The organism is Paenibacillus albidus (assembly GCF_014644435.1).
GTDB classification, from domain to species: domain Bacteria; phylum Bacillota; class Bacilli; order Paenibacillales; family Paenibacillaceae; genus Paenibacillus_AQ; species Paenibacillus_AQ albidus.
In genome coordinates, this window is record NZ_BMKR01000068.1 from 1 (window position 1) to 11,596 (window position 11,596).

Annotated in this window: 8 protein-coding genes; 1 reads left to right on the top strand and 7 read right to left on the bottom strand. The window is 49.8% G+C overall.

What is annotated here, in order from left to right; genetic code table 11:
- Positions 1-450: 450 nt before the first annotated feature.
- From IEY53_RS33845 to IEY53_RS33875, 7 genes are all read right to left on the bottom strand, one after another.
- Positions 451-936, bottom strand: a complete 486-nt coding sequence (locus tag IEY53_RS33845) for a hypothetical protein (protein WP_189032622.1) — start codon at positions 934-936, stop codon at positions 451-453.
- A gap of 18 nt (positions 937-954) precedes the next feature.
- On the bottom strand, positions 955-3,129 hold the full coding sequence (locus IEY53_RS35610) for a CdiA C-terminal domain-containing protein (protein ID WP_229696518.1): 2,175 nt from the start codon (positions 3,127-3,129) through the stop codon (positions 955-957).
- Between the two features lie 262 nt (positions 3,130-3,391).
- On the bottom strand, positions 3,392-4,534 hold the full coding sequence (gene nspC / locus IEY53_RS33855; protein WP_229696519.1) for a carboxynorspermidine decarboxylase: 1,143 nt from the start codon (positions 4,532-4,534) through the stop codon (positions 3,392-3,394).
- Positions 4,535-4,544: 10 nt separating this feature from the next.
- Entirely contained in the window at positions 4,545-5,744 is a 1,200-nt protein-coding gene (locus IEY53_RS33860; protein WP_189032626.1) for a saccharopine dehydrogenase family protein, read from the bottom strand.
- A 413-nt stretch (positions 5,745-6,157) separates the two neighbouring features.
- Complete coding sequence (locus IEY53_RS33865) at positions 6,158-6,625, bottom strand: hypothetical protein (RefSeq protein WP_189032628.1); 468 nt, start codon at positions 6,623-6,625, stop codon at positions 6,158-6,160.
- Between the two features lie 33 nt (positions 6,626-6,658).
- Positions 6,659-7,708, bottom strand: a complete 1,050-nt coding sequence (locus IEY53_RS33870) for a hypothetical protein (RefSeq protein WP_189032630.1) — start codon at positions 7,706-7,708, stop codon at positions 6,659-6,661.
- The gene (locus tag IEY53_RS33875) at positions 7,705-9,537 is read right to left on the bottom strand and encodes an HSP90 family protein (RefSeq protein ID WP_189032632.1); all 1,833 of its coding nucleotides are present in this window, start codon (positions 9,535-9,537) and stop codon (positions 7,705-7,707) included. The genes IEY53_RS33870 and IEY53_RS33875 overlap by 4 nt, the downstream gene beginning before the upstream one ends.
- A gap of 225 nt (positions 9,538-9,762) precedes the next feature.
- Here IEY53_RS33875 and IEY53_RS33880 point away from each other — a divergent pair, with 225 nt between their 5' ends.
- Positions 9,763-11,295, top strand: coding sequence for a serine hydrolase domain-containing protein (locus tag IEY53_RS33880; RefSeq protein WP_189032633.1), 1,533 nt, complete (start codon positions 9,763-9,765; stop codon positions 11,293-11,295).
- Positions 11,296-11,596: the final 301 nt, after the last annotated feature.

The window sequence follows — 11,596 nt, forward strand, 5'->3', positions numbered from 1 at the left end:
TCCCATTTGACTCTATACGGAGAGCTTAAAGGTAAAATTATTCGCGGTCAAGGTACTAGTACATTATCAGATTAAAAATAAGGGATGCCTGAAGGCTGTTTGATATGGATTAGCGTTCGTCACCAGCCTTCGAGCTGTTCTAATGTATTTCGTACCTCAGAATGGTTTAAACAAGGCTCAAACCTCCATAATGATGTATTTTGTACATTCAAAGGATAGCCATAAGGCACTTTTCGGCGATTACAGCGGTTCCTGCTGCACCAAATACACTGAAATCCTAAAACAAGCCTCCTTTTTTCCATACTGATGTATAAAGTGCACTCTAGCGATCTCCGCCCTAGGCTTACAGCGTGCCTCCCGGGAGGCAGCTTTCGGATGCGCCAGCTATTCCCACCTTTTAAAGGCTGATGCTGGACTAGTAGAGTCTGTATTCATCAACTGCCCAATACCCTAATCATCAAAAAGAGAGTAATCAAGACTTTCCAATAGATCATCATATTGATCTTTGAGCAACTCTAGATATTTACCGTTAAAAATGTATTTTCCATCTTTATAGAAAAAAATCTCTTCTCCAGATGTATGGTAAAATAACCCTTCAGTTTTGAGCGACTCTAAAATTAAAAAGGAAATTTCATATATTGTTTTATAGCCAAGTTCATAACGTTCACAAAACTTATCTAATTCAAATGATACCGTTTCTTGATAAACAAAGTCATGTTCTAGAAACATTGTTTCATAGGAAAAGGCAGGGTGATCTGGTGAATAATTATTTTCATGAATACTAATTCTCAAACCAATACTTAAAGAAAATTCATCTACTAAAAATGAATTATGATACTTACGCAAATAATGAGCCTTAAGATTCTTCTTTTCCAATACATTCATCAACCATATAGCGTCCGTTTTTTGTCCGTTTACTTTCAGCGAATATTCCATTTACTAGTTCCTTTCTATTTATGGAAATATAGATATAGTATCACCATCTCTTGTGATCGCAAGCACTTCTTCTAAGCCCGAAATTTCCCATTTTTTAAATTGTTCAAGTAACGCAGAAACATCTCCAGACCATTTCTTTAGATTAATCACTACATTTTTTGTTTGTTGCTTAACAACAACTTTTTCCTGAACCTCACTCCAGATACCCCTTATACCTTTATTTTCAGTAGGAGAGTAGCAATCAAAAATCTTTCCTTCAATCCTAAAATCTGGATCTCTATTGAGATCAACCCCATCACTTTCTCGAACTTTAGGATTCTGTTCAATGTCGTAACCCTTTTTCGCTAATTGATCAGCAGCATCGTTCTCTAATTCTAAAGACTGTTTAGTTGCATTATCAGCATTACTGGGGATTTTTGTTTTTGTACCACTAGGGACAGCTTCTGGATTACCTATTCTACTAGGTTTGATCAATTCTACCGAACCACCATTAACAGTCCCCTCAATACCCCCATGACCGTCCCCATTCCTCTCGATTTTCCACATTTGATTCCACGGTTTAAGCGGCCCGGAGAATCCAGGGGTTTCCGGGATCAATCGATATCCAAATGGATTCAGGTTCGGGAACTCCGGAATACTGAAATTATTTATGGCTTCCGGGACCTTCTTCACGGCATCCGATATCGGGTCCAGCACTTTGTTCGCTACTTTGTCAGCGACTTTGACGATGTGGGTTGCCTTGGTGATTTGTAACCCGGGGACCAGAACGGAGGCCGCCTCACCCAGCATTTTGGCCTGTTCTTCGGGTGTGCCTTCCTCGAAGTTCTTATACATCGTCTTCGCAGCCTCGACGATCACGTCCGGGTTGTTAAAGATATAGGTAGCCTTGTCCACCATTTCCTGGGTCATTTTCTCCGGGTCGATGACATAATTGAAGCCGAACTGGACGGTGCCGACTACGGCCATCACCGTGGATTCGACAAACCCGCCCACAAAAGCTCTGGTGACCCTATCCGCCTCCACCACTTTTTTACGCCACTCGGTCATCCCGTAGGTTTCTTCTAGCCACACATAGTATGCGAGTGGCCGATTTTCACTATGTTTCTTCGGATCATAGACTTTATCGAAAAAATAGTTGTAAGTCAATTCGTCGTTTTTGTTCTCCGCCGTAATCGGTGTGCCATCCGGCAAGGTCGTGGGCGGGCTATTCAGCCGCTTATACTCCGCCATATGCCTTTCCAGTTCCCGCTGAAGCTCCGCCTTTTGGACCGCCTTCGCAATATCGCTGTAATGCGTCATTGCCCATTCCCGGTATTGGTCATTGACTAGGCCCAGCGCGATGGCCAACCGCAGCTCCTCGTTTGAAGGCACCTCGGACCGGTCCTTTTGCAGCGGATTGTACGTGCACGCAGAGAGCGGCGACCCTTTGTACTGGCTCCGCAGATCTACGTTCAGATAGAGCCCCGGGTCCAGCCCCAGCTCCTCAAGCAACTCCCTTTGCTGCTCGGCATGCAAGCTCGCCGACTCCATATACCCCAGATTACCATATTTCTCATAGATCCGATAAGCCACCTGGCTCCGCCCGATTTCGTCCAAAGCCTCGGCGATTCTCGCAAGTTGCTCCCGCGCCTCTTGCTGCTCTTCGGGGCTGCCATAGTCCCGCTGCTCCAGAAGGGAGGCAATCTTCGCCTCGTCTACAAACGGCTGCAACCGCTTGTCCAGTGAAGCATCCCTGACGTTCTGCAGCAGATCCTTGATCATCTCGATCAGCGTAGGCGTGCTGCGCAAAAGATCTTGCAGCCCGCCTGCTGCCCGGTCCCTTGCTGTCTGCAGCCACTTGCTGAACAGTGTACTCGTCTGCTTCCAGGTAAAGCTCGGCGGCGTCTTTATCAGGTTACGGGCCTGATTCTCTGTGGACTGGTATTGCCCCACGGCCCAGCGGAGCGTCGTTTCTTTCTGGTACAGCCGGCTGCTGATCGAAGCTGCCATATCCCTCGTCTCCCGCAGCAACCGCTCCAGGTCCTGCGCCGGAGCGCGGACATCGGAGGATTCGGGATAGGCCGATTGGGCCGCACCCACTTGTTGCGAGATGGCCCTCTGCATCCCGGCGACCTGCTCCTCCAGCGTGCGGTTCAGGCGCTTTATTCCCTGTTCCAGATCCAGCAAGCGGTCAAGCTCCACTTTTTGCTGCATGATTAACCTCCGGGTACATCCTCAGTAGATACAAGAGAATAATATGTATTCGAATTCTATTTTTCTATTATATCCATATTTTCTCACCATTTGAATGTAGGGTAGATTAATTAGGTCTGAAGTTACAGGAAGTTTGTGTATGGTGAAGAATAGGTCCCCATGATCCCCATTTCTTTTCAACGCAAAAACTGCAGCCCCATTAACACATCTGTGTTAATAGGACTGCAGTCCGAATAGCTTGCTTATTTAGTTCTTATAGTTATTAGGATAACCGTCCACTGAAATCCTCAAAAGCGAACTCCTTGATTACCTTAATGCCCTCTTCTTCGTTATATGAAGCGATGGCCGGCAGGTTCACGCCATTAAACATATGGTTCTTCACCATGGTGTAGTGGCCCATATCGAGAAATACCAGCTTGTCGCCGTATTTCAGCGGTTCAGGGAACGAGTAGTCACCGATGATATCGCCGGCGAGACAGGTCATCCCGCCGAGCCGGTAGCTGTACGGGAATTCACCCACAGCGCCTGCACCGATGATGCTCGGACGGTATGGCATCGCCAGCACATCCGGCATATGGCATTCGGCCGAAGTGTCAAGAATGGCGATGTCCATGCCGTTCTTCATTGTGTCCAGCACTGTAGCTACCAGGTATCCGGTATTGAGGGCAATCGCCTCGCCCGGCTCCAGGTAGATCTGCACATTGTATTTCTCTTTCATATGCAGGATGCAGCGAACCAGCGTATCCAGGTCATAATCGGGACGGGTAATGTGATGGCCTCCGCCGAAGTTCAGCCATTTCATGCCATGCAGGTATTCGCCGAACTTCTCTTCCACCACCTGGAGCGTTCTCTCCAGGGTATCAGAGTTCTGCTCACACATGGTGTGGAAATGCAGGCCGTCAATCCCTTCCAGCTCTTCGGGCCGGAAGTTCGGCAGTGTCACTCCCATGCGGGAGTTATTGTAGCAAGGATCATACAGCGGCACATCAATCTCGGAATATTCCGGATTGACACGGATTCCGCAGCTAATTGGCTTGCCCGCACCCTGCACCCGGTCCTTGAACCGGTTCCACTGGTCAAACGAATTGAACACAATATGATCCGTGTAGCTCAGCAGTTCGTCGAACTCGCGGTCTACATAAGCCGGTGCGTAGACATGCACTTCCTTGCCCATCTTCTCATACCCGAGTCTGGCCTCGAACAGGGAACTGGAAGTGACGCCGTGCAGATATTTGCCGATCAGCGGATACATGGAATGCATGGAGAATCCTTTTTGAGCAAGTAAAATCTTGGCCCCGGTCCGTTCCTGAACAGAGTTAAGTACCTCCAGGTTACGCTTCAGCAACCTCTCATCCACAAGGTAGCTGGGGGATGGCAACGTGCTAAGGTCAATGTCGAGTTCCATCGTCATGCCCTTAATCAAGCAGCGTTGGCGAGAAATCTTCTTGCCAAGGCAATCCTTGTTTATTTAGTTCTTCCATGAACGGATCCGGATTAAACTCTTCGACGTTGTACACGCCTGGTTTTTTCCAGATTCCTTTTATAATCAACATAGCTCCGATCATCGCTGGAACGCCAGTAGTGTAGGAAATGGCTTGGGAGCCCACTTCTCTGTAGCATTCTTCGTGATCGCACACGTTGTAGACATAATAAGTTTTAGGCTGGCCGTCTTTGGTGCCTTGGATGATACAGCCGATGTTGGTTTTGCCTTTGGTTCTTGGTCCCAGGGAAGCCGGGTCAGGCAGAATCGCCTTCAGGAACTGCAAAGGAATGATCTCTTTGCCTTCGTATTGAATGGGCTCGATGGACGTCATGCCGACGTTCTCCAGCACTTTCAGGTGTGTCAGGTAGTTCTGCGAGAAGGTCATCCAGAAGCGGATTTTCTTCACGCCTTTAATGTTGGCAGCCAGGGACTCAAGCTCCTCATGGTACAGCAGGTAGATATCTTTAGGCCCGATCTCCGGGAGATCGTAAACTTTTTTCTCGGACAGGGGTGGAGTTTCAATCCATTCGCCATTCTCGAAATAACGGCCATTGGCAGTGATCTCGCGAATATTGATTTCCGGGTTGAAGTTGGTTGCGAACGGATAGCCGTGGTCGCCTGCATTGGCATCCACAATATCAATCGTGTGAATTTCGTCAAAATAGTGCTTTTGCGCATAGGCAGTGAACACACCCGTTACGCCGGGGTCAAAACCGCTGCCGAGCAATGCCGTAATACCGGCTTTCTCGAATCTTTCCTTGTACGCCCACTGCCAGGAATATTCGAATTTCGCCGTATCCTGCGGTTCGTAGTTCGCGGTATCCACGTAATGCACTCCCGTCGCCAGGCAAGCATCCATAATAGTCAGGTCCTGATATGGGAGAGCGACATTAATAACGACATCCGGCTGAAAGCTCTTGATCAGTTCAATAACCTCATCCGTATTGTCAGCATCGAGCTGGGCGGTAGAAATCTTCGTACGGCCTCCGGCCAATTTATCTTTCAGAGCCTCGCATTTGGCCACAGTTCTGCTGGCAATGCAGATCTCTTCAAATACATCCGGGTTCTGGCAGCATTTATGCACAACAACACTCGCTACGCCGCCAGCGCCAATAATTAACGCTTTTCCCAAAATTAAAAACCTCCTAAAATTCCATTTTGCAAAATCAACAAGGCTGATTATACAGAAAGCTTCCCAATAAATCAATAAAAAGCGACAAATAATGATATTATCTGTGTAAAATCTTTAATTATCCTTGTTAATACTCTTAAATGCATGAAAATACACTCTATATCTTCGTTTTCCTGTGTTTCAGCAGACCTTTTAGGGCTGGCGTGCCGTATCTTGAGATACGGGAGAGCAGCGACCAGGACAACTAGATTATTGTATCACAGCAGGGGTCTTCTTCATACCATTATTTAAAAAGCTATGACCGAGCTCACCTCCCGTTCCTTTATCTTTTACCCATTTCTGAGTCCGGGCTATCTTTAACCCTTATTATGCGTAGTCCGGTAAATCCCATACCCGCTCTCTTTAATCCCTTTTTAAGGGGCAACAACGATCCTGAGCCAGCCATTCTCTTCATCGTATCCCTGAACGGTTCCTTCTATTAAATACCCGGGGGACAGCAGCCTGGGGGCCACCTTGGATCGGACGGGTCCATCCGCAGTGACTGCAAAGACATTATCCCTTACCTTCACGAGAATGCCATGTGGATAGAACATCATAATCGTACCGCTGGCCGGCTGGCCGGGAGGGTAATCCTGCTTGATCTGCTGCCACTGCTTCCCATATGGCTTCATGCCTGCCCGGAAGACCTGCTCGAATTCCTCCTTACTGATCTCCTCATCATCCGTAAACTCAACAGACTGATCTGTAAGAAAGAAATCCGGGCTGCCCGATATCCTATACTTCTGCTCCTCATCCACAACAACCTGGCGGTACGCGGTCTGATGCTCATCGATTTCAAAATAGTATGCAGTGCCTTCAAACAAGCTTTTAATATAACGCATGTCCTTGCTCCTTCTAGCACAGAAATCTCTACCTTATAAAGACTGAATCAAAGACCCGTAATAGCTGTTCCCGTTGCGCCGGTCCAGTCTGTCTGCGGTAGCCAGTGCTTCTTGCAGGAAATGTTGTTCCAGACGTACCACGTCGGAAGCAAACTCAGGATGCGGGAATGAAGCAGGAAGCTTAACCTGGAATGCTACGGTTTCCTGCTTCAGACGGCTGAACAAGGTGGAGGCATAGGCACTGAACATCATTTGGTCCCACGGATTCTCGTGATCAAGGGCCTGAGACAGATGTTTCTCGAATAGCTCCAGTCCCCGGAACGGGTCAGTCAGCGCCAAATATCTTATATTCTCGCCGATTTGCAGCAGGAAATCGTTATTGCCTTTGACCAGACGGTAGCTCTTGCGTTGAAGCTTGTCCGCTTCCTCCTGTCGTCCCAGCCGGTACAGCGGCATCAGAACTGTCGATAACGTCACATGCGGCACTTCTCCACAGCTCATTTGTCCGCTCAGAATCGGTTCAGCAACCCTCAAGGTTCGCTCATCCCGGCCAAGCAATACTTCATAATCAATCAGTCTGTTCTGCTCGCAGGCTTCGCAGTCGCTCATCTCGTCACGGTCCAGGCTCTGGAACTGATCGAGGTAGCGTCCCGCTTCCTCCAATTCGCCGTATTGCATCAGCAGCACCGCTTTATAGAAACAATACGTCCGCTCACTGTACCCTAATTCGGCATAACGTTTTTTCATATCATCCAGCAGATTATCGATCTGCTCCCGGGGAATGTCAGGGAAACAGGCCACTTTATCCAGAATCCATTTATAGGACCAAAGCAGCTGATAATTATCGAATAAGTCGTTATTTTTATCATATTGTCCCAGCTGCCAGGAAAAGGCTACAATCGCCTTCATCGGATATCCGCTGAATATCGCCGACTCCACCAGCTCCGAACGCGCTTCAAACCCGGCTTCCAGGTCTCCGGCGGTATCCGCGGCCCGGATAGCTTGTTCCAGCACCGCAATTTGCGCTTTGCCCCGCGGCAGATCGTAAGCTTCTTCCATTAATTCTTCAAAATCCAAGTTCATTGTCCATTCCCTCCGTCTTGTGTATTTCCTGCAGCATAACCCCATTCGATAAAGCGGATGATCCCCTCATTCAGCACAGCCAGCTCCTGGCGGCTCATCGGATAATGGCCCATCATCAAAGCATTCACGTACAGCATTTCGACTGCGGCCGGGAGCATGGCCGGATCGCCGGAAAAGACCCGTGCCACCACCGGATTATCCAGGTTGAAGTACAGGGTGGAGTATGCGGCTGCCTGGAAGCTGCTTCCCAGACTGTTCAGTACGGAGGACAAGGCATCGGTGCTCACTTCCTTGGCTGCTTCAAGTGAACGCAGATCCGCAGACTCCTTGGACAAGGTATACAGCGCCGGCAGTTCCGACGGTTTAAAGCGTTTCAGCTGAATCTGGCAACGGAAACGCTGCAAGGCAGCATCTGCAGTCCGGGTGTTCTCGTAATACTGCCTCCGCTCGTCTGCAGTAATATCCGTGAACGAGAAGGAGATGTCCTCAGGCTGGAGGCGCTTACTTTCGGCTTCCGGACAGATCTGCGGCAGCAGGGCCAGCAGCTCGCTGTCATAAATATATCCGCCGTTGACGACCAGCATGAACTGGGCAGCGGCAACATGAGTAATTTGACGGTATTCGTCCAACGTTAAGGTATAGAATATTGTACTGCGCTCCTTTAGCAGCTCCCCAAGCTCTTTGCGGCCAAAAGTGCTCTCAAACGGCAGCCAGCGGTAAATCATCCGGTAGAAGTTCTCGTCTTCCACAGCCAAAGCTTTGATCGACAACGCATGTTGGCCAATAATCTGCCGCAATCGGCTCTGATCATAATCGGCCATGCGCATCAGCTCACTGCGGATCGCCTCGCCCAGCTCTTCACGCACTTCTTCCAGCTTCTCATTCTCATAGAAATGCTCACGCGAGGCTGTCGGCTGGAGTTCATCAGTCCAGACGATACATTTTACAAAAAAGGCCCAATCCGGCAAAATATTCTCCGCTTTCTCCGACACCAGCATATGTTTGAGGTAAACCCGGTGCGTTTTCTTCGCATTCAGGTTCACCGCCTGCGGCAGGATATAGGCGATCCCTCCGGTACGTCCCGATGCCGTGTGCAGCGGAATGAAATCATGGAAACGCTCGCCGAGCAGTTGTTCCCCCAAATGAAGCACCTCCTCCTTACGGTCCCGGGCCAACTCGGGATAGGCGATCCATACCGGCCGCGTTCCATTGATCTTCCTGCTGCTTGACCCGGAGTGAAGCGATATCGGATAAGGGAGCAAGGCCCCGTAATCGTACAGCCATTTCGCCAGATTCTGTTCGCCAAAGTAGATCTCCGACCCCGGCTTGCAGCGCAAATAGACTTTTGTGCCCGGGGAAAGAGCGTTCTCCAGCTTGCGGATCGTATAGGTGCCATCCGGCTGGCCCCGCCACTCCAAGGCCGGTCCGCCTTTGGCCGATTGGGTGATCATGACTATTTCATCGCTGACCATGAAGCAGGACAGCAGACCAATACCGAAACGGCCGATAAACGAAGTTTCCCGGGAAATAAAATCTTCGCCGCCTCTTTTGGAGGATTGCCCGATCATCGCCAGAAACTGATGCACTTCCTCCTCATTCAGTCCAATTCCGTTGTCTTCCATGGTCATCGTCGCCGTACTTCCCATTCCTGATAGCTCTACTGTGATCTGGCCTTGATATCCCTCTTCAAGTTCATTTCTGGCTGTCACCGCGTCAACGGCATTCTGCAGCAGCTCTCTTAAATAGACTCTGGGATTACTATACAAATGATTCGCTAAAATATTGATCATGCCGCTTAGATTAACCTGAAATCTGTAAGTATCTTTCATTCCAAGTCTCCGTTTCTGTGATGGATTTGTGACTCTCAAATCTATCTACCATATTACTATTCATATGCGTGGCATTTCCACTTTCTGACTCTCTTACACGGCTGTAAGGTTTCATTAAGGAACTTTTAAGGTAGCTGAAAGACAAATCGATAGGCGCTCAGTTGCCTTGGACGCTATGCTGAATGTATCGGAAACTGGATTTATTCGAAGAAGGAGAATTTACACATGACATTCAAAACAAAAACAGCACTTGGCTGGCTGGCAGCATGTTGCATCTTCGTAACCACAGGGTTCGCAGCCACCTTTGGTCTGCCTGGGAATGCAAGCGCCGCAGCCGGGAGCCCAGAGGAATTCAAACAATTGCTGGACCGCAAAGTGCCCCAGTGGCAAGAAACCTATAATGTGCCCGGCGTGGCCGTAGGTATAATTCATAACGGGCAAGTGGCGTACTCGCTGAACTTCGGTGAGGCAGACAAGAAGAGCGTGGTGCCCGTAAGTAAAGATACTTTGTTCCAGGCGGGTTCAATCTCCAAAAGTCTCACCGCATGGGGTATTCTTCACCTCGTTGACACAGGGCGGGTATCGCTTGATGATCCCGCCGCAAAGTATCTTACCCGCTGGAAGCTGCCAGTTTCGCCTTTTGACGGGAGCAAGGTAACACTGCGCCAATTGTTGAGCCATACTGCCGGCTTGCCTGCGCACAAAGGTTATTTGGGCTCCGCTCCGGGAGAGCCGCTGCCGACGCTGGAAGACTCGTTATCTGGAGCCGGATGGAACGGCGAACCCTTACAGTTGGCCGCAACGCCAGGCCAGGAAGCTGTGTATTCCGGAGCTGGATATACGCTGCTGCAGCTGATCATCGAGGAGGTCACCGGTCTCCCTTTTGAAAAGTACATGGACCAGCAGGTCTTGAAGCCGCTAGGCATGAATGCCAGTACCTTTGGAGCGGCTTCAGATAATCCCATGATGTCCACAGGCTACGGGTACTTCGGACAGGCGCTGCCAGATTATCAATTTACTGAAAAGGCCGCTGCCGGGCTCTCGACCACAGCCGCCGATCTGATGACACTAATTCTGGCCAGTATGGAAGGAAACCCTGAAAATGTGCAAGCCAGCACCTTTCTCAGCAAGTCACTTCTTCAGGAGATGCAGATACCTGTGTTGTCCGAGAACGGGCTCGGGATATTCGCAAGAACATTGCCAAATGACCAAATCATGCTGTATCATCCCGGAGACAACCGGGGTTTCCATGCCTTTTACGGCTTTGTCCCGGAGACCGGAGACGGCCTGGTGATCCTCACGAACAGCGAAAATGGCATCGATCTGCGGCAGGACATTTATTATGCCTGGGTGCAGTCTCTGACCGGTTCCGTACCGGATGGCCTGTCAGCCATGAACGCTGCAAGAAAAACGAATGCCGGCATCGCCATAGGGCTGGGAGCGGCACTTGGCCTGTACCTGCTGATCTTTGCCATCCGGCTGCTTAAGGGCCGCAGACGCTTCATCACCAAACATTCCAGACAGCCATTTGTCCGCCTCGGGATACGTGTGATCCTGCTGGCAGCCACCGGCACTCTACTGTTCCTGGCTTCCTGGAGCTGGAGCATTCTGGGCTTGCAGTCCGGCCTCAAAAATATCGTCCTATGGCTCTTTGCCTGGCAGGCCGCCCTGCTTATAACGGGATTGTTCCCGAAGCTCAAAGCTCCGCGCAAACGCAGCACCCCGCCGCCAGTACCTGTCTCCGGGAAAAGCGTATAGCTCAGCCAAATGCTCGCTCGGTGAGGGACCAAACTCCCCATTCTGATGCACTTTGTGCAGCCAAATGGCCCCGGGAGGGCCCGAACGCTCCATTCTGATGCACTTTGTGCAGCCAAATGGCTTCGGATGGGCCCAATCGCTCCATTCTGATGCACTTTGTGCAGCCAAATCGCTCTGGGAGGGCCCAATCTCTCCATTCTGATGCACTTTGTGCAGCCAAATCGCTCCGGGCGGGCCCGAATGTACTTCTGTCAATAGAGTGGACACAGTAAAAAGGTCAGTTCGCAAGCTTTAGATTATC

Coding starts and splice junctions, on each gene's coding strand:
- IEY53_RS33845 (WP_189032622.1), bottom strand. CDS start 936: ATGGAATATTCGCTGAAAGTAAACGGACAAAAAACGGACGCTATATGG.
- IEY53_RS35610 (WP_229696518.1), bottom strand. CDS start 3,129: ATGCAGCAAAAAGTGGAGCTTGACCGCTTGCTGGATCTGGAACAGGGA.
- nspC (WP_229696519.1), bottom strand. CDS start 4,534: ATGGAACTCGACATTGACCTTAGCACGTTGCCATCCCCCAGCTACCTT.
- IEY53_RS33865 (WP_189032628.1), bottom strand. CDS start 6,625: ATGCGTTATATTAAAAGCTTGTTTGAAGGCACTGCATACTATTTTGAA.
- IEY53_RS33870 (WP_189032630.1), bottom strand. CDS start 7,708: ATGAACTTGGATTTTGAAGAATTAATGGAAGAAGCTTACGATCTGCCG.
- IEY53_RS33875 (WP_189032632.1), bottom strand. CDS start 9,537: ATGAAAGATACTTACAGATTTCAGGTTAATCTAAGCGGCATGATCAAT.
- IEY53_RS33880 (WP_189032633.1), top strand. CDS start 9,763: ATGACATTCAAAACAAAAACAGCACTTGGCTGGCTGGCAGCATGTTGC.